Annotated in this window: 27 protein-coding genes; 13 read left to right on the plus strand and 14 right to left on the minus strand. The window is 65.9% G+C overall.

The features are described from left to right. Positions 1–3: 3 nt before the first annotated feature. A complete protein-coding gene (locus WJ16_RS17490) occupies positions 4–645 on the minus strand; it encodes a response regulator (RefSeq protein WP_069258330.1) in 642 nt (213 codons plus the stop codon). 375 nt (positions 646–1,020) lie between these two features. Between WJ16_RS17490 and WJ16_RS17495 the strand changes: the two genes are divergently transcribed. The 3 genes from WJ16_RS17495 to WJ16_RS17505 are packed head-to-tail and all read left to right on the plus strand — an operon-like array spanning position 1,021 to position 3,971. Continuing rightward, positions 1,021–1,344, plus strand: a complete 324-nt coding sequence (locus WJ16_RS17495; RefSeq protein WP_069258331.1) for a flagellar transcriptional regulator FlhD — start codon at positions 1,021–1,023, stop codon at positions 1,342–1,344. Positions 1,345–1,391: 47 nt separating this feature from the next. After that, positions 1,392–1,973 (plus strand): FlhC family transcriptional regulator, encoded by a 582-nt coding sequence (locus WJ16_RS17500; RefSeq protein ID WP_084636080.1) that lies wholly within the window; start codon positions 1,392–1,394, stop codon positions 1,971–1,973. 45 nt (positions 1,974–2,018) lie between these two features. Next, entirely contained in the window at positions 2,019–3,971 is a 1,953-nt protein-coding gene (locus tag WJ16_RS17505; protein ID WP_069258333.1) for a sensor histidine kinase, read from the plus strand. Here the strand turns inward: WJ16_RS17505 and deoC are convergent. Beyond that, positions 3,937–4,617 (minus strand): deoxyribose-phosphate aldolase, encoded by a 681-nt coding sequence (gene deoC, locus WJ16_RS17510; protein WP_069258334.1) that lies wholly within the window; start codon positions 4,615–4,617, stop codon positions 3,937–3,939. The two genes, WJ16_RS17505 and deoC, sit on opposite strands and share 35 nt — an antisense overlap. Positions 4,618–4,763: 146 nt before the next feature. On the opposite strand from deoC, the gene deoR reads away from it, so the two are divergent. Continuing rightward, complete coding sequence (gene deoR, locus WJ16_RS17515; protein ID WP_069258335.1) at positions 4,764–5,534, plus strand: DNA-binding transcriptional repressor DeoR; 771 nt, start codon at positions 4,764–4,766, stop codon at positions 5,532–5,534. Between the two features lie 22 nt (positions 5,535–5,556). Here deoR and WJ16_RS17520 read toward each other — a convergent pair whose 3' ends face one another. The 5 genes from WJ16_RS17520 to WJ16_RS17540 form a co-directional block, all read right to left on the minus strand. After that, complete coding sequence (locus WJ16_RS17520; protein ID WP_069258336.1) at positions 5,557–6,609, minus strand: aldose 1-epimerase family protein; 1,053 nt, start codon at positions 6,607–6,609, stop codon at positions 5,557–5,559. A gap of 2 nt (positions 6,610–6,611) precedes the next feature. Further along, positions 6,612–7,985, minus strand: a complete 1,374-nt coding sequence (fucP, locus tag WJ16_RS17525; RefSeq protein ID WP_069258337.1) for an L-fucose:H+ symporter permease — start codon at positions 7,983–7,985, stop codon at positions 6,612–6,614. 41 nt (positions 7,986–8,026) lie between these two features. Continuing rightward, the gene (gene rbsK, locus WJ16_RS17530; RefSeq protein ID WP_069258338.1) at positions 8,027–8,953 is read right to left on the minus strand and encodes a ribokinase; all 927 of its coding nucleotides are present in this window, start codon (positions 8,951–8,953) and stop codon (positions 8,027–8,029) included. 558 nt (positions 8,954–9,511) lie between these two features. Then, positions 9,512–10,021, minus strand: a complete 510-nt coding sequence (locus WJ16_RS17535) for an AidA/PixA family protein (RefSeq protein ID WP_069258339.1) — start codon at positions 10,019–10,021, stop codon at positions 9,512–9,514. A gap of 65 nt (positions 10,022–10,086) precedes the next feature. After that, the gene (locus tag WJ16_RS17540) at positions 10,087–10,590 is read right to left on the minus strand and encodes an inclusion body family protein (protein ID WP_069258340.1); all 504 of its coding nucleotides are present in this window, start codon (positions 10,588–10,590) and stop codon (positions 10,087–10,089) included. Positions 10,591–11,232: 642 nt separating this feature from the next. Here WJ16_RS17540 and WJ16_RS17545 point away from each other — a divergent pair. The 3 genes from WJ16_RS17545 (at position 11,233) to WJ16_RS17555 (ending at position 13,247) form a co-directional block, all read left to right on the plus strand. Next, complete coding sequence (locus tag WJ16_RS17545) at positions 11,233–11,712, plus strand: hemerythrin domain-containing protein (RefSeq protein ID WP_236858299.1); 480 nt, start codon at positions 11,233–11,235, stop codon at positions 11,710–11,712. Positions 11,713–11,749: 37 nt separating this feature from the next. Beyond that, positions 11,750–12,874, plus strand: coding sequence for a zinc-binding metallopeptidase family protein (locus WJ16_RS17550; RefSeq protein WP_076605965.1), 1,125 nt, complete (start codon positions 11,750–11,752; stop codon positions 12,872–12,874). A 151-nt stretch (positions 12,875–13,025) separates the two neighbouring features. Then, positions 13,026–13,247 carry a hypothetical protein gene (locus WJ16_RS17555; RefSeq protein ID WP_069258342.1) on the plus strand — a complete coding sequence of 74 codons (222 nt, stop codon included), beginning with the start codon at positions 13,026–13,028 and terminating at the stop codon, positions 13,245–13,247. Positions 13,248–13,752: 505 nt separating this feature from the next. Here the strand turns inward: WJ16_RS17555 and WJ16_RS17560 are convergent. The 7 genes from WJ16_RS17560 to WJ16_RS17590 form a co-directional block, all read right to left on the minus strand. Beyond that, on the minus strand, positions 13,753–14,007 hold the full coding sequence (locus WJ16_RS17560; protein ID WP_069258343.1) for a GlsB/YeaQ/YmgE family stress response membrane protein: 255 nt from the start codon (positions 14,005–14,007) through the stop codon (positions 13,753–13,755). 183 nt (positions 14,008–14,190) lie between these two features. Then, positions 14,191–14,502, minus strand: a complete 312-nt coding sequence (locus tag WJ16_RS17565) for a hypothetical protein (RefSeq protein WP_069258782.1) — start codon at positions 14,500–14,502, stop codon at positions 14,191–14,193. Further along, positions 14,502–14,873, minus strand: a complete 372-nt coding sequence (locus tag WJ16_RS17570; protein ID WP_069258344.1) for a phage holin family protein — start codon at positions 14,871–14,873, stop codon at positions 14,502–14,504. Before WJ16_RS17570 ends, WJ16_RS17565 begins: the two co-directional genes overlap by 1 nt. A 52-nt stretch (positions 14,874–14,925) precedes the next feature. Next, positions 14,926–15,174 (minus strand): CsbD family protein, encoded by a 249-nt coding sequence (locus tag WJ16_RS17575; RefSeq protein ID WP_069258345.1) that lies wholly within the window; start codon positions 15,172–15,174, stop codon positions 14,926–14,928. Between the two features lie 395 nt (positions 15,175–15,569). Continuing rightward, positions 15,570–16,412, minus strand: a complete 843-nt coding sequence (locus WJ16_RS17580) for a formate/nitrite transporter family protein (RefSeq protein WP_069258346.1) — start codon at positions 16,410–16,412, stop codon at positions 15,570–15,572. Between the two features lie 322 nt (positions 16,413–16,734). Beyond that, positions 16,735–18,111: a nitrate regulatory protein gene (locus tag WJ16_RS17585; RefSeq protein ID WP_236858301.1), complete on the minus strand. Its 1,377-nt coding sequence runs from the start codon at positions 18,109–18,111 to the stop codon at positions 16,735–16,737. 112 nt (positions 18,112–18,223) lie between these two features. Further along, positions 18,224–19,627: an aminotransferase-like domain-containing protein gene (locus WJ16_RS17590; RefSeq protein ID WP_069258348.1), complete on the minus strand. Its 1,404-nt coding sequence runs from the start codon at positions 19,625–19,627 to the stop codon at positions 18,224–18,226. A 168-nt stretch (positions 19,628–19,795) separates the two neighbouring features. On the opposite strand from WJ16_RS17590, the gene WJ16_RS17595 reads away from it, so the two are divergent. The 6 genes from WJ16_RS17595 (at position 19,796) to WJ16_RS17620 (ending at position 25,413) form a co-directional block, all read left to right on the plus strand. Beyond that, complete coding sequence (locus WJ16_RS17595; RefSeq protein ID WP_069258349.1) at positions 19,796–20,077, plus strand: DUF2917 domain-containing protein; 282 nt, start codon at positions 19,796–19,798, stop codon at positions 20,075–20,077. A gap of 49 nt (positions 20,078–20,126) precedes the next feature. After that, positions 20,127–20,858: an AzlC family ABC transporter permease gene (locus tag WJ16_RS17600; protein ID WP_199855897.1), complete on the plus strand. Its 732-nt coding sequence runs from the start codon at positions 20,127–20,129 to the stop codon at positions 20,856–20,858. Next, positions 20,848–21,180 carry a branched-chain amino acid transporter permease gene (locus WJ16_RS17605; protein ID WP_069258351.1) on the plus strand — a complete coding sequence of 111 codons (333 nt, stop codon included), beginning with the start codon at positions 20,848–20,850 and terminating at the stop codon, positions 21,178–21,180. The genes WJ16_RS17600 and WJ16_RS17605 overlap by 11 nt, the downstream gene beginning before the upstream one ends. 101 nt (positions 21,181–21,281) lie before the next feature. Beyond that, positions 21,282–22,280, plus strand: coding sequence for an SGNH/GDSL hydrolase family protein (locus WJ16_RS17610; protein WP_069258352.1), 999 nt, complete (start codon positions 21,282–21,284; stop codon positions 22,278–22,280). 183 nt (positions 22,281–22,463) lie between these two features. Further along, the gene (locus tag WJ16_RS17615; protein ID WP_069258353.1) at positions 22,464–24,677 is read left to right on the plus strand and encodes an iron-containing redox enzyme family protein; all 2,214 of its coding nucleotides are present in this window, start codon (positions 22,464–22,466) and stop codon (positions 24,675–24,677) included. Between the two features lie 55 nt (positions 24,678–24,732). Continuing rightward, positions 24,733–25,413, plus strand: a complete 681-nt coding sequence (locus tag WJ16_RS17620) for a LysE family translocator (protein ID WP_084636082.1) — start codon at positions 24,733–24,735, stop codon at positions 25,411–25,413. Positions 25,414–25,438 lie beyond the last annotated feature (25 nt).

A 25,438-nucleotide genomic window follows, 5' to 3' on the forward strand; every position in this document is an offset into this window, starting at 1 on the left:
CGTTCAGATGAGTCCGGCCTTCCTGCCGGCGGCGGCCGCCTGGGTCCGGTTGATCACGTTCAGCGCCTTGAAGATCGCGGTAATGTGCGCCTTGACGGTCTTTTCGGACAGGCCGAGCTTGTCGGCGATGAGCTTGTTCGGCACGCCTTCCGCGAGATGGCGCAGCACTTCGATCTGGCGTTGGGTCAGCGTCGTGTCGCGCAACGCGTGCGCAGCGCTCGCGGCGCCGTCCGGCGGCGGCGCGGCCTGTTCGTCGAGCAGGAGCGGCGGCACGTAGCGTTCGCCGTTGAGCGCGAACCGGATGGCCGACAGCAGCGTGCGCGGGCCGGCGGACTTCGGGACGTAGCCCATCGCACCCTGCGCGAACGCGTTGCGCACGGCGCCCAGGTCCTCCGACGACGACAGCACGATGACGGGCAGCCCCGGGCGTTTCTGCGCGAACAACGCAAGGGCTTCGAGCCCGTCCATGCCCTGCAGCTTCAGGTCGAGCACGACGGCGTCGAGGTCGGTGTGCCGGTCGAGCATGCGCAGCGCACCGTCCGCATCGCCCGCCTGAACGACGATCGTGCTGCCGTCTTCCTGGCGGAGCAGCATTTCCACGCCATCTCGCAGGATCGCGTGATCGTCGACGATCAGAATTTTCATTGGGACGATGAAGTGGGGGTGGCGGCCGGTGTCGATTCAGGATGAGCGAACCGGATTGTACAAGACGTAAGTCTTAATACTAAAGTCTTACTTTCGCTCGATTTATCCTGCATTTGTCTTGCGCCTAACGTCGCGTTTACATTCGACGAAATATCGCCGAGACTCAATCGCAACGGTTGGCAATGCAGATGAATTCGGGTGCGCCCGCATCGAGTCTCGGCCCGCCGCATCCGTGCGGCGCCAATCGTGCGGGCAGGTCCGGTTCCGATATGCCGGATTGAAAGAAGGGAATGACGATTCGGAATAAACGTTTTTATCGGCACGCATTTTGACGATGGCTCATTGATCCTGATCGCGCATCAATCGAGGTGAACGATGAAACTTGCCAACGACAGTGACGCAATATGGGAATTGAACATGTCGTATCTGTGCCTCGCGCAACGGCTGCTGCGGTCGGATCGCGCGACCGGCATGTTTCGTCTGGGCGTGAGCGCCGAGACCGCCGTCGAGCTGGCGGCATTGTCGGTGAAGCACATGAACGATCTCGCTTCGTCGGGACAGCTCATCTGCGCGTTGCGGCCGAGCCGGCACGGCGTGATATCGGCGCTGACCCGGCCGACGCCGCCGGTCGACCTCGTGCGGCTCCACACCGCGATGGCGCTGGCCGGCATGGCGCTGCCCGACGAGGTCGCATCGTGAACGATCCGGCCACGCGGCGCGGCCTCGCCGACGACGCGCAACGGACGATGCAGGCGGCGACGCTGATCCGGCTCGGCGCGCGGCTGCAGATGCTGGAAATCGAGTGTGCGCTGCCGCATGACCATCTCGCGCGCCTTTACCGCGAAGTGCGCGGTGTCGCGGCCCCGAAGGGGATGCTGCCGTCCTCGACGGACTGGTACATGACGTGGCGCGCGAATCTTCATGCGTCGCTGTTCCACGGCATTTACCGTTTCCTGCGAAACGACGCCGGCTGCGCCCGGCTCGACGCGCTGATCAAGGCCTACATGCTCTACGCCGAACACGCCGCGGCGGCCGACGTCGCGCTCCCGCTCGATCTGACGCGGGCCTGGATGCTCGTGCGTTTCGTCGACGGCGCCGTGCTCGAGCTCGCGCCGTGTGTGCATTGCGGCGCGTCGTTCGTGACGTACCGCCATGCGCTGCGCCGCCATCCGGTCTGCGTGGCCTGCCGGTTGCCGGCCCGCGCCGGCAAGGGGGCGGCGGCCGCCCAACGTGCGACGCGACAGGACAGGCGCACGCCGATCAGGCCGCGCAGCGAGCCCGGCGCTGTCGGGGCGCGTGGCGGCCCGGGAGAATGCGATGCCGGCTAGCGCGGCTGCTGCGGCAGCGGTCGACGCCGCGCGTGAGGCGCGTGCATGGCGAACCGGGCCGGCATCGTGAATTCGGGCGGCTTGCCGATCCGGCAATGGATGCACGCCGGCTTCGCGCTGGTCGTGGCGCTGACGGCGGTGGCGTGCGGGACGCATGTCTGGGAAAGCTACCGGCAATACCGGCAAGGGTGTCTCGACCTGCGCGACTTCGAGCAGGTCGAGCGCGCGATGGTCGCGTTGAACCGGATCTCGGCCGAACGCTGGCCGGTCAATGCGCTGCTCGCGCATCGACGGCGCGATGCGGCGCCCGATGCGGTGGCCGTGAGCGCATCGCGGGCGCGCTCGGACGACGCGCTCGATGCGCTGCGCGCGCATCTGGCACGGACGCGCGTGCTCGACGCACCCGCGCTCGGAATCGCGTTGCACGCGGTCGACGCGATCCGCGCCGAACTGGCCGACGCGCGGCAGGACGCCGATGCGCTCGCCGCGCAGCCGCCGGAAGCGCGCCTGGCGTGGCAGGTACGGTCCGTGCAGGACCGGATGTTCGCGGCCGCCGACGACGTGGCGGCGCTCGCGCGCGACATGATGACGGGCACCGCGATGCGCCACCCCGACATGGCGAACGCGCTGATGCTCGCGAACCTGCTCGGCCACCTGCGCGAACACAGCGGGCGGCTCGGCTCGCTGTTCGTCGCGTCGCTGATGCGGCGGGAGCCGCTCGACGACGAGCAGCTCGCGCGGATTCTCCAGACGCGCGGCCGCGTCGTGCAACTGCGTGCGCTGATCGGCGGCGCGATCGCGCCGCAATTAGCCGACGCAACGCTCGCGAACGATTTCGCACGGCTGAACGATGCAATGGACGGCAGCCTCCTGCCGCTTGTCGCGACGATGATCCGCGCGGGGCGCACCGGCGACTATGCGATGAGCGCGGAGGATTTCGCGCGGCGGATCATGCGCGATCTCTTGCCGGCGGAACAACTGCGCGATCGCGTGATCGACGTCACGCGATCGCGCGCCGTCGCGCTGCGCGACGCGGCCGGCATCAGGATGGCGTGGTCTGCCGCTGAAGCGGCATGCTGCATCGTCATTCTGTTTCTGCTCGTCCGCGGCACGCAGCGCACGCTGTCGAAGCCGCTCGATGCGTTGAGCCGCGGCATCGTCGCGCTGAGCCAGGGCGACCTGTCACCGGCCGTCGCGGTGCCGGGCAAGGGCCCCGAGATCGCGCGGTTGAACGATGCGCTGGCCCGGCTGCGCGGCGCGTACGTCCGCCGCGAAGTGCTCGAGCGGCAGCGCAACGACATGCTGACGCTGTTCTCGCACGACATGCGGGCGCCGCTCACGTCGGTCGTCGTGCTCGTCGGCGCGCCGGCCGCGTGCCCGCCGGACTGCGCGTTGCGCGAACGCCTGCACGAGATCGGCAGGCTGACGCGTCATGCGTTGGCGATGGCGGACGGCTTCGCGCAGGTATCGCGGGCCGAGGCGGGCGAATACGCGCCGGAGCTCGTCAATCTCGCGGACCTGCTGAATCAGGCGCGGGACGAGATCTGGTCGCACGCGAACGACAAGCACATCGACGTCGACGACGTGCCGCCTTGCGACGACGCACTGGTGCACGGCGACCCCGTCCTGCTGTCGCGCGCGCTGGTCAAGTTGCTGGGGAACGCCGTCGAGTACAGCGCGCCGCACACCCGCGTCGAATGCAGCGTCGAACTCGCCGACGATCGCGCGTCGGTGTGCTGCGTGATCCGCGACCACGGCTACGGAATCGCGATCGACGAGCAGCCGAGACTGTTCGAGCGCTACCGGCGCTTTCGCCTGCCGGGGCAGCCCGACGCGAAGGGCGTCGGGCTCGGGATGGCGTTCGCGAAGGCGGTCGTGGAGCGCCATGGCGGCGAGATCCGCGTGCGCAGCGCCGCGTGGCAGGGAACGACGGTGACGGTGAGGCTGCCGGCGGCGGGCGCCGTCAGTACGCCGACCCGCTGCCCGCCTGATCCGTGACGATCGCGACGCCCGAGCTGGTGCCGAGCCGCGTCGCGCCGGCTTCGATCATCGCCAGCGCGGCTGCGCGGTCGCGCACGCCGCCCGACGCCTTCACGCCGAGCACGGGGCCGACCGTGCGGCGCATCAGCGCGACATCCGCGAGCGTCGCGCCGCCGTGGCCGAACCCCGTCGACGTCTTCACGAACGCGACGCCGAGATCGCGGCACATCTCGCACACGCGCACCTTCTCGTCGTCGGTCAGCAGCCCCGTTTCGAGGATCACCTTGAGCGGCACCGCGCCGCATGCGCGGTGCACGGCGTCGATGTCGGCCTTTACGTCGTCGGCGCGGCCGCTCTTCAGCGCGCCGATGTTGATCACCATGTCGATCTCGCCGGCGCCGGCCGCGATCGCGGCGGTGGCTTCGAATGCCTTGGCGGCCGACAGCCCCGCGCCGAGCGGAAAGCCGACCACCGCACAGACCAGCACGCCGGTCTCGGCCAGTTCGCGCGCGGCGAGCGGCACGTTCGCCGAATTCACGCAGACCGAGTAAAAGCGATGCTCGGCCGCCTGGCGGCAGAGTTCGCGGATCTGCGCATCGCTCGCGTCGGGCGCGAGCAGCGTGTGATCGATGGTTTGAGCGAGTTGGGCGTTGGAAAGCGGCATGTTTCAGGACTCCACGGAGCGTGTGCTAAAAGGTCACACGTAAAGTTGATGTTTTCACATCGGTTTGTTACAAATACGACACCCCAGCCGGGCCTGCGCGCCCGGCACCACAAGCGACGGATGCGACGGGCAAGCAGGATACTGGCATGGAAACGAAAAAGGGCGAACGGATCAGGACTCTGATGAACGTGCTGCAAGGGCAGAACGCGATTCATCTGAAGGAAGTCGCCGAGCTGTTCGGCGTCTCCGAAATGACGATCCGCCGCGATCTCGCGGACAACCCGCACGGCTTGAGCCTGATCGGCGGCTACGTGACGCGTCACTTCGCCGCGCAGCGCAGCGACATCGGCGAGTACGTGGTCAGCGCCGAGAACGACCGGCAGACCGAGGAGAAGCGCCGCATCGGCAAGCTGGCCGCGCAGTTCGTGACCACCGGCGACACGATCTTCGTCGACTGCGGCTCGACCACGCCGTTCATCGTCGATTTCATTCCGGATGAGCTCGAATTCACCGCGGTCTGCAATTCGCTGAACGTGTTCGCGAAGCTGCAGCAGAAGCCGCACTGCAACGTGATCCTGTGCGGCGGCGTGTATCACCGCAAGAACATGGTGTTCGAGTCGACGGCCGAGACGGGCATCCTCGACACGGTGCGCGTGTCGAAGGCGTTCATCTCCGCGGCCGGCGTGAGCGAGCGCTGCGGCGTGACCTGCTTCAACTTCCACGAAGTCGACGCGAAGAGAAAGGTGATGGCGCGCGCGCAGAACCGCTTCCTGCTCGTCGACCACACGAAGTTCGACGAAGTGCGCGCGGCCTATTTCGCCGAACTGACCGACTTCAACTACGTGATTTCGGACGCTCACCTGAGCCCGCGCTACGAAACGACGATCCGCGAACACGGGATCGCGCTCGTGACCTGACGCCGCGCGGTCCTGCGGCGCGTCACGCATCGCGGGCTTCCGCCGCGCTCAGGTAGCCGGTGACGACTTCGAAGCGCCGCGTCGCGCCCGGCGCGAGCGCGGCCACGTGGCCCTTGCGGCGTTCGGCTTCATACCCCTCCGGCTCGCAGGTCGACGGCAGCGCGAACGCGGCGACCTGCTGATCCGCGTTGTGCAGGATCCAGCGCGTGGCGTGCGGGAACTGCTCGGGGCGGTACGCGGTGTGGAACGCGCCGCCGTCCGGATGCGCGAGCCGGAAATGCGCGACGCCGTCCGCATCCGTTGCCACGTCGTTCATGAAGAACACGATTTCCGGGTCGTACAGCGCGGGCGCATCGAGCGTATGAAGCCGTTCCGGTTCGCGCGCCAGCGTGGCCGTATAGTCGCGCCAGGCGGCGGTCGGCTTCACATGGGCCGGCACGCTGTCCCGCAGTCGCAGCCCGCGTCGAGACAACGCTTGCACGAAGCGGCCGCCCGGCACGTACGCGTAGTTCAGGTGCGCCATGTACATCAGGTCCATCGGCGTACCGCCGAGATTCGTCACGTCCATCGCGATCGTCATCTGCGCGCCGTGTTCGGCGAGCCGCACCGACGGGCGCGCCACGTAGTGGCTGCCGAAACCCTGCACGTATTCGTATTCGCCCGTCACCTCGACGAATGCGCCGTGCGCATCCGTGCCGACGACGAGGCTCGCGCGGTCCATCGGCGCGCACGGCATCTCGCCGTGCAGCGCATGCGTGTCGTCCGGCCCCGGGCAGCCGTTGCGCAGCAGCCCGCTGTGGAACATGAAGCAGCCGTAGGTATCGATGATCGATGCCGCGCGCTTCGGCTGCCGGAACATGTGCTTCATCGTCAGGTCGCGTCCGTCGAACGCGGCGGCCCAGATCATCTGGCCGAGATACGGCAGCACGACGATGTGGCCGCGACGGTTCTCGATCTTCAGCGCTTCGACGCCGGACGGATACGCGAACGCAGTGACGGTGAGGCCGTCGGTGCGATACAGCGTGCGCGGCGGGTCGCGGAAGTCGTCGCGCCGCAGTTCGATTTCGCCTCGCATGCTCACGCTCCCGACGTGTTGCGCGGGGCGGCGTAGCGCGCGGGCGCGTTGCCGGCGGCGGCTGCGTCGGGCGTCGCGGCCGGCAGATGGCGCAGGCAGTAGAAGCCGTAGTAGACGATCACGACGAAGCACGCGAGCGGCACGACGAACGCGAGCTGCATGTTGCCGCCCGTGTGATCGGAGATCAGCCCCTGGATCAGCGGCACGACCGCGCCGCCGACGATGCTCATCACGAGGATCGAGCCGCCGTACTCGGTGTCCTTGCCGAGCCCGTCGATCGTGAGGCCGTAGATCGTCGGCCAGCACGGGCCGAGGAATACGCTCACGCCCACGGCCGCATAGACGGCCGTGATGTTGTGCACGCTGATCGTGTACGCGAGCAACGCGATGCACAGGATGCCGTAGACGATCAGCACCTTGGCCGGGCCGACGCGCTTCATCACGAGCGTCGCGATCAGCTTGCCGACGAAGAACGCGAAGAACGTCGCGAGCAGGTAGTGCGACGCGCCGCGCTCGGTGAGGCCGCCGATCTGCATCGCCAGCCGGATCGTGAAGCTCCACACGCCGACCTGCGCGCCGACGTACAGGAACTGCGCGAGAACGCCCGCGACGAAGCGCCGGTTGCCGAACAGGCGCGCGAGCGTGCCGCGCGCATCGATCCGGTGCGTGGTCGCGCCGGGGCCGTTGCCCTTGCAGGCCGGGTAGGGCGTGAGCGCGAACACGACGAACACGGCCGCGAGCACGACGATCAGCCATTTGTACGGTTCGAGCGTGGCCTGGATCATCGCGAGCTGGTGCACGTGCGCGTCGGCCGCCGACATCGCGGCGAGCTGCGCGTGCGACGCATCGCCTTCCTTGAAGATCAGGAAGCTGCCCATGTACACGCCGGCCATCGCGCCGAACGGATAGAACGTCTGCGAGATGTTCAGCCGCCGCGTGCTGGTTTCGCGCGGGCCCATCAGCGTCGAATACGAGTTCGATGCGGTTTCGAGGAACGATAGGCCGGCCGCGATCACGAACAGCGCGACGAGGAACATCCCGTACTTCGCCATCGACGCGGCCGGAAAGAACAGCAGGCAGCCGGTGGTGTAGAGCAGCAGGCCGACGAGGATCGTCGTCTTGTAGCTGAATTTCTTCACGACGGTCGCGGCCGGAATCGCGAGGAAGAAGTAGCCGAGATAGAACGCCGACTGCACGAACGCGGATTCGAAGTCGGAAAGGAAGAACGACTTCTTGAACTGCGCGATCAGCACGTCGTTCAGGTTCGCGGCGGTGCCCCACAGCGCGAACAGGCAGCACAGCAACGTGAACGCGAAGAGCGGCGTGCGGTTCAGGTAATAGCCGTCGGGGGTATGTTCGATTCGGGCTCGGCCCATGGGTGTCTCCTTCCCGGTTGTCTCGTCGATGAAGGCGCCGTTCAGATGCCGGCGTCGCGGAGGAAGCGTTCGAACGTCGCGGTGTCGGCGTACGACTTCTGCGTGCCGAGGCCCGTGACCGAATGCGCGGCGTACGCGGACGCGTAGCGCATCGCGTCGAGCGCGTCGCGCGACGCGGCGTAGCAGCGTGCGAAGCAGCCGATATACGCATCGCCGGCGCCCGTCGTGTCGCGCGCGTCGACCGGCACGCCCGGCACGTGCCGCGCGCCGTCGCGCGAGACCAGCAGCGAACCGTTGCTGCCGAGCGTGACGAGCACGTGCCTGAGGCCGCGCGCGATCAGCGCTTCGGCGGCCAGCGCGGCGCTTTCGCGGGAATCGACCGGCATGCCCGACACGATCGCGAGTTCGGTTTCGTTCGGCACGAAGAATTCGACGGTGCGGATCCGCTCGAAATCGAGATCGGTCACCGCGGGGGCGGGGTTCAGCAGCACCGGAATGCCGTGCCGCGCGCCGAATTCGATCGCGTGATAGACGGTGTCGAGCTCGATCTCGAGCTGCAGCACGATCAGCGCGCATTCGGCGAGTTGCGGCGCGGCCGCGTCGATGTCCGCCGGGCTCAGGTGGCGGTTCGCGCCCTTGACGATCAGGATGCTGTTGCTCGAATCGGGTTCGACGAAGATCGGCGCGACGCCGCTCGGCACGCCGGCGACCTTGCGCACGTGGGTGGTGTCGATCCCTTCTCGCTCGAAGTTGCGGATCGTGTTGTCGGCGAAGACGTCATCGCCGACTTTCGTGACCATCACGACGCGCGCGCCGAGGCGGGCGGCCGCGACGGCCTGGTTCGCGCCCTTGCCGCCGCAGCCGAGCTCGAAGTTCGGTGCCTCGAGCGTTTCACCGCGGGCGGGCATGCGCGCGACATAGGTCACGAGGTCGACCATGTTGCTGCCGATGACGGCGATCGTCTCCATCTGTGTCTCTTCCTTGGTATGGGGTGCGCCGCGTGTGGTCGGCGGCGGTCTGCAAGATGTGATAATAAAATCACATTACATGTGAAAACGCAATCATATGATGTTGGTGGGGTTACTTTTGGCGGGAATGGGGGTGCGTCAGCCGGGGATAAGCGACGGATGCCGACGCACAAAAAGGTCGTACTGACGAGAAGGGGGCGGGCTGAAACGCGCAAAAAAGACTGCACCTCGCATTTCACGATGTGACAAATGGAAGCAACTGATTGATATCAATGAGGCAAGTCGCTCGTGAAAGGGGCATGGCGTGCGCGGAACGCGGGATCGAAAAAATTGGGTGAGTGCGCAACAATATGCCCCTCGTCCCAAGGCCGGCGGCGCGACTTTAATGCTTGTTTTCCAGGGTGGGGGAGGCTTTCGACATTAGCCGTGGTGGACGCCTATGTCGCGTTTCAACACCATCGTCTGGAACTCGGCGCACCTCTTGGAATCTTGCCGACGGCCTGACGCTGCTCAGTTCCGCAGCTTGACCATGGCCGCCCCGCATTTGCGGAAGGAGCCTTACTGGACGCCGACGATCTCGATCGTCGTTTCCCAGCGGAAGTAGCCCGATACGGTACCGTCGCGATCGAGCACGGCGAAATCCGCCGTACAGGTGGTAGTGCCCGGGGCCAGCACTTCACTGCGCCAGAAATGGTCTTTCATCGGCTGGCACGACGGATGAAGCAGGTCGTCGCCGTCCGGCACCGGCGTGGCGGCGTCACGGACATTCGCGTCGATCGGCGCGACGATCCCGGCGTCTTTCAACGCGAACCGGATGAACAGCACGGTCACCTCGGCGCGCAGCGCGAGCGCGGTTTCGCGCAGGTGAAGCTGGTCGCCCGGCGACAGGCCGGCAAAGAGCCGGTTGTCGTTGTGGCCGACCTGCCCCGCGTCGCCGGGGCTCAACACGTAGATGTGCCGGCCGTCGATCGCGGTCGGCGCGTCGGCATCCCGGCTCGCATCGGGGTAGGCCGACAGCAGCGTGACGGCGTCGACGATCGCGAGTACATCGTAACGAAGACCAGACATGAACACGCCCTCCGCAACAGGGGGTCGGCACGGACGGCCGTCGCGCGGCCGCCCGCATGCCGCGATCAGTTATGGATCGAGATGAACGGATCCCACGAGAAGCAGCCCTGGCTCTTGCAGTTGCGATCGATGATCTGGAACAGGAAGTGGTAGGTCACCCGGCCGACCTTCAGGCATTCCGACGACCAGTAGTAGTTCGCGACCTTCTGGCACGTCGGCACTTCGGGATTGCTCGTGTTCGGCACCGGGATCGACGCTTCCGCGACCCGTGGCGTCGGCGTCGAGATCAGATCGTTGCCGACGTTGCCGATGAACTTGTAGAACACCACCTGGTTCTCGAAGCCCAGCGACAGGCTCGTTTCGCGCCAGCGGATCAGGTCGCCGACCTGCGCTTTCAGGTCGAGCTCGCCACCCGCCTGTCCGGAGATGACGTTGTCCTGATTGGTCACCATATAGACATAGTGCCAGTCGATCAGCGTCGGCGCGGCCGGATTCTTGCTGGGATTCGGATATTTTTTGAGAATGGTTTCGGTATCGAACGAAACGAGCACATCGGTTACGCGTGACATAAAAGCTCCCGTTTTAAGTAATGGGATACATCGTTGCGTGAATTGCGTTGTGCGGCCGCCATCGCCTTATTCCGCAAGGCTTTGTGGCGGTATCGATCCACGCGGCAGCGACGGCGAATGCAGATTACCCCGTTTGGTTAATTGTGGAAGCTGCCAAAGTAAACAGGGTGGTTAAATGATTTATAGGGATAATATTGAAATATGAATCAATTTAATCGATGAATAACAAAAATAGATGGACATTGAATATGTCAATTAATTGGCCCCTTGTTTTTAGGCGCAAGAAAGGGGGCGGATGGGTCCCTGCTGCCCGTGTTCAGTACGGTGACGGGGTAGCGTCAGTTCCAGAGAGGAACGGCAGTGAAAAGCGATTCATCGAAGAACAATTCATCGGCACCTTGAAGGCCAGCCGAAGCTGGCATGAAGCCGGCGGAGCTGTGCCGCAAGCACGGCATCTCGGAAGCGGCCGTCTCCGAAGCAATTCGAGTGTCACGTCGTACTCGGCGATGCACGGTTCCCCGTCGTTCATTGCGCGTCGAGTGCCGAAGGTCGTCGGTCGCACGGGTATGCACTAGTGCATTTGCAACTGTCGCGACGCACGCAGGTTTGTGACCATGTCGGAGCCACGGCGCACTGCGCCGGATGCCGTCCACCCGGGAGCCCCGCATGTCCGAAACGATTTTCGATGCCCTGCGCGAAAGCCACGAGATCCAGCGCGCATTGATGCGCCGGCTGTTGCGGTCAAGGCCGGGCCCGGATCGGGGCATCCTGTTCGAACAGCTGCGCATCGAGCTTGGCGCGCACGCGGCCGCCGAGGAGCGCTTTCTGTACGCTCCGATACTGATGGACGACCGCGGCCTTCATCCGTCGCGCGATGCGCTTGCCGATCATCACCGGATGGACGAGATCGTCGACAACCTGCGCGGCCGCGACTCCGGTTCGCGCGGCTGGCTGGCGACTGCCCGGAAACTGTCCGAAGAATTGCACGATCATCTGAAGGAAGAGGAGAAGATCTTCTTTCAGATATCCGGAAAGATCCTGCGCGATACGGAGAAGTCGACGCTCGCGAAGCGATACCGGAACGACTATCTGCGCATGCACGCGCGGCTGGAGAGCGAATAGCGGACGGCGACGTCCTCCTCTACCCGGACGGCACATCATGAAAACCTTCCACTGCGGCCAATGCTCGCAACTGGTGTTCTTCGAGAACGTGAAGTGCGAGCGCTGCGATGCACTGCTCGGCTATCTGCCGGACGTCGGCGAAGTCGGCGCGTTCGAGCCCGCCGGCGACGGAACATGGCGCAGCCTGCACGCGGCCGCGCTCGGGAAACGCTATCGGCAATGCGCGAACTACGCGATCGAGCACGTTTGCAACTGGATGATTCCGGCGGAAAGCGACGACACGCTGTGCCGCGCATGCGTGCTCACCGAGACGATCCCGGACCTGTCGTCTCCCGGCAACCGGCTGCTGTGGTTCCGGCTCGAGGCTGCGAAGCGACGGCTGCTGTATACGCTTTTGGTGCTGGGCTTGCCGGTGGAATCGCGCGCGCAGCAACCGGGACACGGGATGAGCTTCGCATTCAAGGCGTCGACGGAGAATGAGCCCGTCATGACCGGCCATGCGAACGGCCTCATCACGGTGAACCTCGACGAAGCAGACGACGCGAAGCGCGAGCGGATCCGCGCGGACATGCGCGAGCCCTATCGCACGTTGCTCGGCCATTTTCGGCATGAAATCGGCCACTACTACTTCGACCGCCTCGTGAGCGGCAGCCGCTGGATCGACTCGTTTCGTGCGTGTTTCGGCGACGAGCGCGCCGATTACCAGGCGGCGCTCGATGCACACTATGCCAACGGCGAACCTGCGGGCTGGGAGAACGCGTACGTCAGCGGGTACGCGACGATGCACCCGTGGGAAGACTGGGCGGAGACGTGGGCGCACTACCTGCATATCGTCGATACGCTCGATACCGCGACCGCGTGCGGGCTCGTGCTTGCCCCCGACGACACGAGCCTGCCGACGCTCGCCGACCAGACGTCCGTCGACGAAGCGAGCTTCGGCAACCTGATGCGGCGCTGGTTCCCGCTGACCTACGCGCTGAACAGCCTGAACCGCAGCATGGGGACGCCGGATGCCTATCCGTTCGTGCTGGCGCCTGCCGTCGTCGCGAAACTGCGCTTCGTGCACGATGTCGTGGCCGCGTCGGGCGCCGCGACGGCGGGCAAGCCGTCGCTCGTCGCGTATGCGGCGGGGAGCGGGGCGGAGCCTGACAGCGTGACGTAGACGTCCGGCCCTGGCGACTACCGGCACGGTTCGAACACAGGCACGCGGCATGCGCGTGATGCATGTCGCCAATGTTTGATGCAAACGACGCGTGCGCTTTCACGCAGGATGGGCCTGCGCGGGCGTCCCGTTTTTCCAAGGAGAATTCCCTATGAAATTCCTCTCGATCGCAGTGGTGTGTGTCGCGTTGTCGGCTGCTTCCATGTCGGCTCAGGCGGCTGGATGCCTGAAGGGCGCGGCGGTGGGTGGGGTGGCCGGGCACGTCGCCGGCCATCATGGCGCGGTCGGTGCGGCGGCGGGATGTGCGATCGGCCATCACCATGCGGCGAAGAAGGCGAAAGAGGCGAGCGCGGCTGCTGCGGCGTCTCAGTGACGCGACGGGACGAGCGGCCGCAACCAGCGGCCGCTCGTCCGTTCCCGCCGGACGGCCATCGCGGCAAGCCGGATGGTGCCCCGCGGCCACTCCGTCGAACGGCGCGAGATCGGCGCCGAATAGGCGGCGTCAGGTGCGAGCGATCCGCGTGCCGAGTGCGAACGACTCGGCCGCCGCTGGCAGCCGTCAAGCATGACGACGAGCGGGCCACGGCGCTGCGCGCTGCGCGGACGATACAGCGAGCAGGTGATGTGATTGACGAAAGGGCCGGGCGCCGGCAGCGACGAGAAAAACGAGCGGGACCATACGCCGTCATTGGACAGCGCGGGCCGCTTGCGGGAAGCGGCCTTCGTACGCGGCGTCGCCGTGCGTCGACGGCTTTTCTCTTGAGCGGCGAAGCGAACGGATTCGATCCCGGCCAGAGCCTCACTGGCTTACGCGGCAAGCTCAGTAAGCGGCATGCGACGACGCATGCCGAATGCGTGACAAAAAACGCGGCCGACCGTCAGACCGCGCGATTGAACAGCCGAATCACGAACAGCAGGATCACGGCGCCGATGACGGCGATGATGATCGAGCCGAGAATGCCACCGAAGCCGATGCCGAGCAATCCGGCGAGCCAGCCGCCGATCACCGCGCCGACGATGCCGACCACGATGTCGATCAGCAAGCCGAACCCTCCACCCTTGACGAGCACGCCAGCGAGCCAGCCGGCGATTGCGCCGATGATCAGCCATACGATCAAACCATGTACGTCCATGATGTTTCCTTCTCCTTAGGATTTACGACAGATTCGTGAAACGGGATCTGCCCGGCGGTCCGCGCAATACAGGACAAAACGCGGAACGGAATCGCTTCTTTTTGCACTACCCGGCGAAGCCGTGCCGCACGATTGAAATGGCCCGAAGCAATCGGGCCGGCATGCGCTCGGGTCCGCACCGGTCTACTTCTGCATGATGTCCCGCGTCATTCGCCCGATCAACGTGACCAGCCCGGTGCGAACGGCCGTCGTCACAAGCCGCCGCGGCCCGAGGATCACGAGACAGGCCAGCGCCACTGCGACGGCTGCGCCGGTCGATCCGCCGAGGGTCGGCAGTTTCATCGCCGGATAGGCCGCGATATCGCCGGGACGGGCCCGCCGTGTCATTTCGACGACGTGGTTCGACGCGGACAATTCGGCACGGGTCGCCGCCATGCGGGCCAGCAGAACGCGCCGCCTCGATTCCGGCGAACCGTCGGGGATTCGGCTTTTCATCACAGGCTCTCTTTGATGGTCTGGATGTCGCGCTGCAATTCGTCGGTCAGGACGGAAAACGTGCCGCGCTCGGCACGCATGCGCACCGCCGCGAAGGAGGCGATCGACACGCACACCCAGAACCCGGCGACGATCCATGACGTCTCGATCAGGTACGGCGTTCGTGCGGCGCTGACGATCGCCGCCACGCACACGAAAGCCAGCCCGAACGTTACGCTCAGGCCGAGCAGCGCGTACAGCATCAGATCGCGCAAGAAGTACTTCCGGGCGAGATCGAATTCGATTGCCGCGAGACCCGCGTAATCGGTCAGGCGCGCGACCGAGAATTGCGCGACATCCTGCCATTTCCTGATTCTTGAAAGCAAAACCATGACATGCTCCGATGATGACCTCAATGCATGCCGTCGGGCTCGCGACAGCCGATCAGCGCTTCGACCACAGTGCGCCGATGACGAAACTCACCGCCGCAACGGTCGCCAGCGTCGCAATCGGATTGCTTGCGGCAACGTCGCGCACCTGCTCGAGCGCCTCGCCATAGGTTTGCTGAACCGCGCCGGCCACCTGACGCGCTTTTCCCTCGAACTGCATGTCGGCACTGCCCGTGGCGTCCCCTACCGCTTCCTGCGCCTTGCCCGCCAGCTTCTGTACCGTGCCTTCCGTCTTTTCGAACATGATCGACCTCGTCGTTCAATCGGGTTGCCTGACTATCGGGACAACGATGGATCACATTCGTGAAGCCGTTCGATATCCCGGGACTCAGTGTAGAGAGGCCGCGCGTTGCGCGTCATGTTCAAATGCACCGGGACGGGTAGTGCATTTGAGGGGGGAGGAGACGAATCGCGTCGCGTTGACCCGTGCATGAGGGATCGCGTCGAGGAAGGAGGCGCGGTGGCTGGCGAAGTGCCGGCGAGTGCGCAACGAAGCAACGCGCGATTGCACATGCGCGCTGCTTGCAAGGAGGCGCGGCGAACGACTTTACGACGTCCGCCGGATACTTTATCGCTTTATATCGCTCGGGATAACCGGATCGCGATGAACCGTTTTTCAAGGCCGCCGAAGCGCGCCGATCACGCCTTGCGCGCAACGACCCCCACCGGCGCGGCGGGCACGCGTTTCGGCGCGGTCTTGTAGTGCGTGCTGTACAGCGCCGCGCCGACGAACAGCAGCCCGCCGACCAGGTTGCCGAGCACGGTCGGGATCTCGTTCCACAGCAGGTAGTCGACGATCGTGAAGTGGGCGCCGAGCATCAGGCCGGACGGGAACAGGAACATGTTCACGACCGAGTGCTCGAAGCCCATGTAGAAGAACACGAGGATCGGCATCCACATCGCGATCACCTTGCCCGGCACGGACGTCGACATCATCGCGGCGACCACGCCGGTCGACACCATCCAGTTGCACATCACGCCGCGCACGAACAGCGTGAGCATGCCGGCCGCGCCATGGGCCGCATAGCCGAGCGTGCGTGCTTCGCCGATGCCGCCGATCTTCTGTCCGATCGCGTTCGGCGCCTCCGAAAAGCCGAACGTGAAGATGATCGCCATGAACAGCGCGACCGTCAGCGCGCCCGCGAAATTGCCGAAGAACACCAGCGTCCAGTTGCGGAACACGCCGCCCCAGGTCGCGCCGGGCCGGCGGTCGATCACCGCGAGCGGCGCGAGCGTGAAGACGCCGGTGAGCAGGTCGAAGCCGAGCAGGTACAGCATGCAGAAGCCGACCGGAAACAGCAGCGAACCGGCCAGCGCGTTGCCGGTATTGATCGTGATGCTGACCGCGAAAGCGGCCGCGAGTGCGAGGATCGCTCCCGCCATATAGGCGCGAATCAGGGTATCGCGGGTCGACAGCGACAGTTTCGATTCACCGGCGTCGACCATCTTGGTGACGAACTCGTTGGGCGTGAGGTAGGCCATGGTGTGCGCTCGCAAAGTTGGACGGGCAAAAAAAATCCGCGCCGGGCACTCGCTCGACGTGCGGGTACCCGGCGCGGACGCTGTTATCCACGTGATCGTCCGCCATGGTTCGACATGGCGCGACCGTCAGGCCGCCATTAGCCTGACGATCGTGTTGTTCGCAACTTTCATACCAGTGACGAGGAAATCGCGGGGCAGGCCGGCCGGGCGCGCCATTCCGGGCAGCGGCCGCCGCGAAACGACCGCGGCGCATCGCACTCGTGCGGTGCAATCGCGCCTCCCGCCCGCGCCGCGCGCGCTATCGCGGTGCGGCGGGTTCCGTTCAGGTCGTGCCGCGCCGCGAGCGTCGCCGCGCGGCAGGCCGTGCGTGCTCGTCGACGAATCGCTCGGGCGACGTCAGCGCGTCTTCCGCGATATCGGCAAGCGGACGATTGCCGTCCATCGACGCCTTCTGCAGCATTCGGTACGCTTCGTCTTCCCGCAGGTTGTAGCGCGTCATCAGCGTGTTTTTCGCGCGCTGCACGAGCTTGCGCTCGTAAAGGGCGCGGCGCGCGGCGTCGAGTTCGACCTCCGCGCCGGCCAGTCGCGCCGATTGCGATTCCAGCAGCGACTTGAGGCTGGCGAGCGTCGACGGATCGGCGCCGGACAGGCGCTCCGGCGGTTCGTGAACCGCCGCGCGCGACGTCGGCGGCTCGCCGGCGAAGAAATGGGCGAGCGCCTGGATATGCGGCGGCGGATTGTTTCGCAACTGCGCCATCAGGCGCTCGGAATCGCGCAGCGTACGGCGTGCGTCGTCGATTCGCGCGTCGCAGGTTTCACGCACCTGCAGCGTCAGCGCGATCTGGAGGTGCCAGAGATCGTCGATGCGGGCGCTCGCCGCGTCGAACCACGCTTCGCTCAGGCCGGCATCGAGCGCATCGCCGGCCTGCGCCGTGCACAGTACGCGTCGCAGCTTCTCGAGCGCTACCTCGTGTTGCTCCGTCATCCGCGTTTCGCGCCATGCGTTTTGCGCGGCGCTCGCAAAGTTGGCGAACACCTCGAGGCTGCGCTCCTGCGCCGCAATCAGATACAGCAGCCGCTGCTGCTGGTCCGCCGAAAACGTGCCTGCCGCGAACATATGGGCGCCGACTGCGCGTTCCTGTCCCGCTTCCTCCTTGCCTTCGACGACATGGACGAGCGCGATCAGCATGCGCGCCACCGACGGGTCCGCCGCGCTGTCGGCAAGCTGGAAAATCAGTTCCACGAGGCCGCCGATCACGGTGCTGAACGCCTGGACGGAATCCGGCGCGGAGAGCGTGATGCGCTCGATCCGTTCGCGCAGCACGTCCAGCGATTCCAGGTCGAGCAGCACCCAGGCGATCAGCGACAGCAGGCGTGACGTCGAGCCGCGCGACGGCGTCAGTTCCAGATCCAGGCGTTCGCGCAGCTGCGCGACGAGCGGCGCCGATTCGTCGCGCGCGGCCGCGCGTTCCGCGGCGAAACGCCGGCCGAGCGACGCCAGATAGATGCTGGTCGCGCCGCGTTCGCGCTGCAGCGCGTGGATCAGGCGGCCGAGCAGGTCGATCAGCTCGATCTGCTCGGCCACGCGGCGCAGCGCCGCGATTTCCTGCTGCTTGGCGAACAGCGCGAATTGCAGGGCGGTGGCGGACATGGTGGCGTTGAGCGGCGGTAGAGGCTGAACGCAGTGTAGTGCGGACAATAAATGGCGTTGTCGCGCGCCACAGCTTCGGAGCCCGCCGACACGTCGCCGCGGTTCGATCGCAGACACTTGCAGCGATGCGGCTTGCACTCAGGCAAGCACCCCCGTCACGTCACCGCGCGAGCCGGGGCGCCGCGTTGATGAACGGCTCCGCCAGCAGGTCGCTTGCCGCCGCCACGTTGAGCCGGACCCACGGCGTCGTTTCGCCGTTCGGACGGTAGTCACGCCCCGGCGCGAGATCGAGCCCGAACGTGCGCGCGGCTTCGCAGAGCCGCGCCGAATCCTCCACGCCGGGCACGCATGCCCAGACGAACATGCCGCCGCTCGGCTGTTCGTACACTTCCCAGCCCGCCTGCCGCAACCGCGCAACCGTGTTGGCCGACGCCTGCGCGAGACGCCTGCGCAGCCGCTCCAGGTGCTTGCGGTGCGTCCCGCGTTCGAGCAGCAACGCGACGATGCTTTCCGCGATGCGCGCGCCGCCCATGCTGGTGAGCGCCTTCAGGTCGACGAGCGACTTGATCAGGTCGGGCCGCGCGGCCAGGTAGCCGATCCGCAGCGACGACGACAGCGACTTCGAAAACCCGCCGAGGTAGATCACGCGCTCGAGCTGGTCGAGCGTCGCGAGCCGCTGGGAAGGGGCCGCTTCGAAGTCCGCGTAGACGTCGTCCTCGACGAACGTGAAATCGTGCTGGTGCGCGAGCTGCAGCAGCCGGAACATGACCTGCGGCGTAATGCTCGTCGCGGTCGGGTTGTGGAATACGGTATTGACGAAGAACAGCTTCGGACGGTGTTCGCGCAGCAGCGCCTCGGCCATCTCGACGTCCGGTCCCGTGGCGCGGCGCGGCACGCCGACGAGCTTCACGCCGTGCAGCTTCAGCAGGCCGAACAGGTTGAAGTAGCCCGGGTCCTCGACGAACACCGTGTCGCCCGGTTTCAACATCAGGCGCACGATCAGGTCGAGCGCCTGGCTCGCGCTGTGCGTGACGACGATCTGCTGCGGCTGCGCGTCGATGCCGAGCGGCGCGAGGTGCCGGCTCAGATGCTGCCGCAGCAGCGGATCGCCCTGCGGTTGCGCATAGTCGACGAGGTTCGCCGCGTCGCTTCGCACCACGTGACGCGTGGCTTGCGCGATGCCGTCGACGTCGCGCCACGCGGCCGGCATGAAGCCGCTCGACAGTTTGACGCGATCGTCGCTCGACGCGAACTGGCCGAGGATGTGGCTCGATTCCTCCTCGGCGACCCGCGGATCCGCGCCGCCGGCGAGCGCATGAGTATCGAACCGGTCGGTCACATAGAAGCCGGAACCGTGACGGGGTCGGATCAGCCCGCGCGCGGCGAGCAGATCGTATGCCTCGACGACGGGAAAGCGGCTGATCTGCTGGTCGGCCGCCATCTTGCGGATCGACGGCAGTTTCACGCCGCTGCGCAAATGCCGCGAGCGGATCATCTGTTCGAGCTGACAGGCCAGCTGCTCGGTCAGCGGAACGCCTGCCGTCGTATCGAGCGCAAGTTTCATTCGACCCCACCGTGGGTAAGTGCACGCAAAGTGTTCAGTAAAACCACAGAACACTTTGCGGGTGATTGTTCGGGTTTGTTCATTCCATCGGACGCATTCTAGCCGAATAATCGCCGCCGTAAGACCTTCAGAAAGGCGGCGATCGCGCCGAGCGGCAAGGAGGACCAAATGCGGGAAATCCGGCTGTTCCAACTTGAAGAAGACGGCACGCCCACGCGCTGGGATGCGTGGACGCGGCAGACGCTGGTGGTGCGTCGCGGCATGGTGTGGGTGACGGTGCCGGACGTGCTGAGGGATTTCTGGCTGCGCGAGAACGAGCGATTCGATCTCGCCGCGCATTCGACGATCTGGGTGAGCGGGATCGGCGGGAGCGAGATCGCGATCGCGGAGGAGCGGCCGGTGCGTGCGCAGACCGGCTCGCGGCTGCGCATGCTGTTGTGGGGGCGATGACGGCGGACGCGCACGGCGGCCGCCGGTAACCGATGGGGAGTCGGAAAGCGTGAGTGTCGAGTCGCAGCCGTTCGTGATGGCGCTGCCGAAGTCAGAGCAGCTCTATCAATCGTTCCGACTGTCGATCCCGGTGGCGATGGCGTACGTGCCGCTCGGGATCGCATTCGGCGTGTTCCTCGTGACCAGCGGGGTGCAGTGGTACTGGGCGCCGCTATCGGCGCTGATGATCTTCGCGGGCTCGATCGAGTTCCTCGCGGTGAGCCTGATGGTGTCCGGAATGACGCTGCCGCAGGTCGCGCTGACCGCGCTGATCGTCAATTTCCGTCACGTGTTCTACGGGCTGTCGTTTCCGTACACCCGGCTGCATACCGTGCCGCAGCGACTGTACGGCGTCTTCGCGCTGACCGACGAGACCTATGCGATCACGTCGGCGGGCGAAGGGGCGACGCTCAACGGGTTCCAGATCACCGCTTTGCAGGTCATCAGCCATGTGTGGTGGGTCGGCGGCGCGCTGCTCGGCTCGCTCACGGGCCTCGCGATCCCGAGCAGCGTCAAGGGCTTCGGTTTTGCGCTGACGTCGATGTTCGTGATCCTCGCGGTCGACGCGGTGCGCACGAAGGGCACCGCGCGGCTGATCGGCGCCGCGGCGGTCGCGAGCGCGGCCGCCTTCGCGAGCGAGAAATGGCTTTACCACGAATCGTTCCTGTTCGCCGGTCTGCTGGTTTATCTCGCGATATTGACTTTGCTTTATATTTTCGGAGCAAAAGATCGTGACGAATGATTGGCGTGCATTTTCCGTAATAATCACCATTTCTGTTGTCACAATTGGTTTGCGTTATGCACCGATTTTGTTGGTGAAACGACTTGAAAAAAACGGATACCTCCGATATCTTGGCGAAAGCATGCCGCCGGGTGTCATGATCCTGCTGGTGCTGTATACGCTTAAAGACAAGGACATTAGCCATTATCCGTACTGCCTGCCCGATCTGGCGGCGCTCGCGCTGTCCGTGCTGGTTTACTGGAAATCCAGGAACGGCCTGCTGGCGATCGCCGCCGGGCTCGTGCCTTATATATTGGCCGTGAATTTCCTTGTCGCCAATTGATTGAAATCGATTTTCAAAAGATCCACTTGCGCTCGATGTGGATTTAAAGAATCATGGGCCGTCGCTTAATAAATAAGAAATAATATCTGAGAGAGATAGCAATGAGTGCACGCGAGGAACTGACGCCGCAAATGGCGGATTACGAGAAGAAATTCACCGACGGTGGAGAGGTCCGTTGGTTGCCGTATCTGATGTATTTCCATCCCGCGGAGCATCGCTCGCCGGTCGTCAACACCGACGCGAGCGGATTCCGCTACTCGGAGCGCGGCGGCGTGCGCTACTCAGTCGCCGATCACGCGGGCATCCATTCCGCGCGATTGCTCGCCGGCAGCTCGACGGTGTTCGGCATCGGCGCGAGCGCCGATCGCTGGACGCTGTCGTCGCGGCTGTCGGAGAACGACCGTCGCGGCGCGCCGTGGCTGAACTTCGGTGGACGCAGTTTCAACTCCACCCAGGAGCTGATCCTGTTCACGCTGTATCGCCACCTGTTGCCGAAGGTCGAGGAAATCGTGCTGTTTTCCGGCTTCAACAACCTGGGCCTCGCGCGGCAGCCGAGCCAGAACCGGCTCGAGCACGGCGCATTCTTCAACTGCAACCAGTTCTTCGATGCGTTCCGTCCGGAACCGGCCGGTCGCCGCAAGGGGCTGTCGCTGTTCGGCCGCGGTGAGGTCGAAGAGCCGGTCGAGCCGCCGCCGTCGCTCGACGCGCAGATCGATTACGCCGCCGATCTCACGCTGCGTCATCTGGATGCGTGGCGTGCGCTCGCGGCGGATCTGGGCGCGAAGCTCACCTTCATCCTGCAGCCGCTTGCCGGATGGATTCGTCCGAAGGGCTGCGCACAGGAGGAAGCGCTGTTCGCCGAGCTCGACCGCGCGGGCCGTTTCAGCGACGTGTACGGCGACATCCTGACGCGCGACGCGTGCAACGCGTACGCGGCGAAATTGAGCGACGGCGCGTCGAAGCTCGGCGTGAAGTTCGTCAACATCACCCCGTTCATCGCGGAGGCGCTGAAGCCCGACCAGTGGCTGTTCGTCGACCGCATCCATTTCACCGACCAGGGGCATGACTTCGTCTCGAAGCTCATTCTCGACGTCATCTGAAGGAGCAGACCATGAATGTGTTCAAGCGACTCTTCTCCCGGCTCGGTCAACTGTTCGGCAAGAAAAAGAAGAAGGCCGATTCGTCGATCTACCCGATGTTCTGATTCCGGCACGCGTGTCGCGTGACGAGCAGGCGGCTGCACGGGCAGCCGCCCGGATTGCTGCATTCTTCAGAGGCCCGACATGTGGCGTGAGACCTATCGACTGGCGACCGATCCGGAAGCCTTTCTCGACGACCGGCGCATTCGCGCGCGGCTCGCGGGAACGACTGCGGTCGTTCCCGGCCGGCGTGCGCAGGCATTTTCCGCACAGGTCGACGAGATCGTCGCGTGGCGCGACTCGCGGCGCGACGGCTGGCAGCAACTTGTGAACGATGCGCATCGCACCGGCGGCGGCGCGGCGTTCGCCAGCGCGATCCTCGTGCAATCGGCGCCGCTCGCGTCGGTGCTCGGCGCGTGGCTGCAAGGCATGAGCGCGCCCGGCGTGTTCGAGGACGACGCACATCTGCGCATCATGGCGCTGCATGCGGGCGAGGTCGGCGTCGGCCGGCCGGAAGCGTCGCGCTACGACCGGTTCAAGGCGCTGTTGCGCGAGGCCGCGCTCGCCGATGTCGCGCTCGAGCCGTTCGAGCTGTCGACGGTTGCGTCGATCGACGACGAAGCGTTCCGCCTGCCGGCGCTGCTGCTGGCGATGAGCCGCCGTTCGGACGCGTTCGGCCCGGAACTCGCGGCCGTCGATCTCGCGTTTCGCTCGATCGGCCTCATGCCCTGCTGGGCCGCGCTCGGCACCGTGCCGGCGCACGCATTCGACGTGCGGGCGCTCGATCTGCGCACGCCCGTCGGGCGGGTGGAAGGGCTCGACGCGCCCGCCCAGTCGCGCTGGGTGGTCGAACAGTATGCGGCGCACGACACCGCGGCGCGCGAGCGCATCGAGCACACGCTCGCATGGACGTTCGATGCGCTGCGCGCTTGGGATGCGTTCGTCGAAGCCGCGGCCGCCCGCGTGGCATCGCCGCGGCTGGCGATGGCGCGGCTGATGCAGCAGCGTGCGCGCGAGGCGATGGTCTATCACCACGAGTACAAGCTCGGCGGGCGTGTGCTGTCCGAGTGGTTCAAGGACGCGCTGCGCGACCCGGAGCCGCTGGTCGACATGCTCGCGAAAAGCCGCCTCGTCGTGCCCGGCCACGCGGAGCGCAGCCCGCTGGTCACGACGCTGATCGGCCCGGGCGGACGGATGTTCCGCGTATTCAGCGACGACGATCTCGCGATCATCCGCCGCTGGATCGATGCGCTGGCCGACGCACCGGCGGCAATCGCGGCCGCACCGCGCGCGGCGGCGGCCGAACCGCGGCCGGTACCCAATACGGCGCCGGAGACGGAACCGGCGCTGTCGCTGGCCGTCGACGACACGACGCTCGGCAGCGCGCCATCGAGCCTGCGCGAACTGTATTTCGTGCTGCAGGGCCGGGCGCTCGCGCCGCGCACGCGGCAACTCGCCGAGCGCTATGTGCGCGACTGGCTCGCGCGCGCCGCGCGCTCGCTGCACCGCGCCAACCGCGGGCTGCCCGCGACGTGGCACGTGGGGGCGTTGCGGGCATGGCTGCTCGACCAGCACGACCGGCACGGGCGCGAATTCGAGCAGAGCGATCCGGCCAGCCTGCCGTCGCGCGAGGAGGTCATCGATTCCACGCTGCAGCTCGCGCCGCTCACGCTGATCGACGGCTCGTGGCTGCAGGGGTTCAGCGACTGGCGGCTCGCCGCGTCGCAGGTCGGCTTCGCGCTGTTCCAGACCTACTGGGACGAGCTCGGCAACGGCCTGTACGCGTTGAATCACCCGAAGATCTATCGCGACGGGCTGCGCGAGATGGGCATCGAACTGCCGCCGACCGGCAGTCGCGCATTCGCGCACGATCCGCGCTTTCGCGACGAGTCGTTCCGCCTGCCGGTCTACTGGCTGTGCCTCGGCAAGTTGCCGCGCACGTTCATGCCGGAGATCCTCGGGATGAACCTCGCGATGGAACTGTCGGGGGTGGGCGGCAGCTACCGGAGCGCGCGGCGCTTCCTGCGCCACTACGGCTTCGGCACGGCGTTCGTCGATCTGCACAACACGATCGACAACGTGTCGACCGGCCATTCCGCGTGGGCGGTCGACGCGATCGACGCGTACATGCGCCAGGCGGCCGCGCAGGGCGCGGGCGCCGACGTGACGGCCGCGAGCTGGGAGCGGGTTCGAATCGGCTACGAATCGCTCGCGCCGTTGCCCGATCGCCGGGAGCGCTGGTTCGGCAAGCTCGGCGTGCGGCGCTGGACCCGCGTCGCGCCGGCCGCCGGCGGCGCGTCGTCTGTGTCGTCCGCGTCGGACCTGTTTCACCATGCGCCGGTTGCGCGGCCCGCATGAGCGGCGCGCCGGCGCGCTCGCCTCGAAGTCACTTGCTGAACGGAGCCGCACCGCGATGGATTACCTGTCGATCATTCTGTTCGTGATTTCGACCTGCGTGACGCCCGGTCCGAACAACGTGATGCTGATGTCGTCCGGCGTGAACTTCGGCACCGCGCGCACGATGCGCCACGTGATCGGGATCAACGTCGGCTTTCCGCTGATGCTGATCGCGGTCGGGCTCGGCGCGGGCGTGGTGTTTCATCGCTACCCGTCGCTGCACGATGTGCTGCAGGTCGTCGGCGCCGTCTACATGCTGTATCTCGCGTACCGCATCGCGACCGCGCCGACCGTCGATTTCAACGCGAAATCGGGGGCGCCGCTCGGCGTGATGTCCGCGGCGCTGTTCCAGTGGGTGAACCCGAAGGCATGGGTGATGGCCGTCGGTGCGGTGCTGACGTATGCGTCGACGTCCGGTTCGTATGCGTTCGACGTGCTCGTGATCGCGCTGCTGTTCTGCGTGTTCGGCTCGCCGTGCTCGATGGTGTGGGTGTTCTTCGGGACGTTCCTGCGGCGCTACCTGGCGAAGCCGCGCGCGCTGCGCGTGTTCAACGTCGCGATGAGCGCGGTGCTTGTTGTCTCGCTGGTACCGGCCCTGCACGGCCTCGTCGCGAAAGGGCACCGCGACGCAGCCGGCGATGCGCCGGCCCGGCCCGTCGCCGGGCATGTCGTGGCGGCGCACGACCGTCTGTCGTAGCGCTGTCCGTCGCGCCCGCGCATTT

Source organism: Burkholderia metallica (genome assembly GCF_001718555.1).
Classification (GTDB): domain Bacteria; phylum Pseudomonadota; class Gammaproteobacteria; order Burkholderiales; family Burkholderiaceae; genus Burkholderia; species Burkholderia metallica.

What these genes read in the sequence shown, in the direction of transcription:
- WJ16_RS17490 (WP_069258330.1), bottom strand. Translation starts at nt 645, where the DNA reads ATGAAAATTCTGATCGTCGACGATCACGCGATCCTGCGAGATGGCGTG.
- WJ16_RS17495 (WP_069258331.1), top strand. Translation starts at nt 1,021, where the DNA reads ATGAAACTTGCCAACGACAGTGACGCAATATGGGAATTGAACATGTCG.
- WJ16_RS17500 (WP_084636080.1), top strand. Translation starts at nt 1,392, where the DNA reads ATGCAGGCGGCGACGCTGATCCGGCTCGGCGCGCGGCTGCAGATGCTG.
- WJ16_RS17505 (WP_069258333.1), top strand. Translation starts at nt 2,019, where the DNA reads ATGGCGAACCGGGCCGGCATCGTGAATTCGGGCGGCTTGCCGATCCGG.
- deoC (WP_069258334.1), bottom strand. Translation starts at nt 4,617, where the DNA reads ATGCCGCTTTCCAACGCCCAACTCGCTCAAACCATCGATCACACGCTG.
- deoR (WP_069258335.1), top strand. Translation starts at nt 4,764, where the DNA reads ATGGAAACGAAAAAGGGCGAACGGATCAGGACTCTGATGAACGTGCTG.
- WJ16_RS17520 (WP_069258336.1), bottom strand. Translation starts at nt 6,609, where the DNA reads ATGCGAGGCGAAATCGAACTGCGGCGCGACGACTTCCGCGACCCGCCG.
- fucP (WP_069258337.1), bottom strand. Translation starts at nt 7,985, where the DNA reads ATGGGCCGAGCCCGAATCGAACATACCCCCGACGGCTATTACCTGAAC.
- rbsK (WP_069258338.1), bottom strand. Translation starts at nt 8,953, where the DNA reads ATGGAGACGATCGCCGTCATCGGCAGCAACATGGTCGACCTCGTGACC.
- WJ16_RS17535 (WP_069258339.1), bottom strand. Translation starts at nt 10,021, where the DNA reads ATGTCTGGTCTTCGTTACGATGTACTCGCGATCGTCGACGCCGTCACG.
- WJ16_RS17540 (WP_069258340.1), bottom strand. Translation starts at nt 10,590, where the DNA reads ATGTCACGCGTAACCGATGTGCTCGTTTCGTTCGATACCGAAACCATT.
- WJ16_RS17545 (WP_236858299.1), top strand. Translation starts at nt 11,233, where the DNA reads ATGCCGTCCACCCGGGAGCCCCGCATGTCCGAAACGATTTTCGATGCC.
- WJ16_RS17550 (WP_076605965.1), top strand. Translation starts at nt 11,750, where the DNA reads ATGAAAACCTTCCACTGCGGCCAATGCTCGCAACTGGTGTTCTTCGAG.
- WJ16_RS17555 (WP_069258342.1), top strand. Translation starts at nt 13,026, where the DNA reads ATGAAATTCCTCTCGATCGCAGTGGTGTGTGTCGCGTTGTCGGCTGCT.
- WJ16_RS17560 (WP_069258343.1), bottom strand. Translation starts at nt 14,007, where the DNA reads ATGGACGTACATGGTTTGATCGTATGGCTGATCATCGGCGCAATCGCC.
- WJ16_RS17565 (WP_069258782.1), bottom strand. Translation starts at nt 14,502, where the DNA reads ATGAAAAGCCGAATCCCCGACGGTTCGCCGGAATCGAGGCGGCGCGTT.
- WJ16_RS17570 (WP_069258344.1), bottom strand. Translation starts at nt 14,873, where the DNA reads ATGGTTTTGCTTTCAAGAATCAGGAAATGGCAGGATGTCGCGCAATTC.
- WJ16_RS17575 (WP_069258345.1), bottom strand. Translation starts at nt 15,174, where the DNA reads ATGTTCGAAAAGACGGAAGGCACGGTACAGAAGCTGGCGGGCAAGGCG.
- WJ16_RS17580 (WP_069258346.1), bottom strand. Translation starts at nt 16,412, where the DNA reads ATGGCCTACCTCACGCCCAACGAGTTCGTCACCAAGATGGTCGACGCC.
- WJ16_RS17590 (WP_069258348.1), bottom strand. Translation starts at nt 19,627, where the DNA reads ATGAAACTTGCGCTCGATACGACGGCAGGCGTTCCGCTGACCGAGCAG.
- WJ16_RS17595 (WP_069258349.1), top strand. Translation starts at nt 19,796, where the DNA reads ATGCGGGAAATCCGGCTGTTCCAACTTGAAGAAGACGGCACGCCCACG.
- WJ16_RS17610 (WP_069258352.1), top strand. Translation starts at nt 21,282, where the DNA reads ATGAGTGCACGCGAGGAACTGACGCCGCAAATGGCGGATTACGAGAAG.
- WJ16_RS17615 (WP_069258353.1), top strand. Translation starts at nt 22,464, where the DNA reads ATGTGGCGTGAGACCTATCGACTGGCGACCGATCCGGAAGCCTTTCTC.
- WJ16_RS17620 (WP_084636082.1), top strand. Translation starts at nt 24,733, where the DNA reads ATGGATTACCTGTCGATCATTCTGTTCGTGATTTCGACCTGCGTGACG.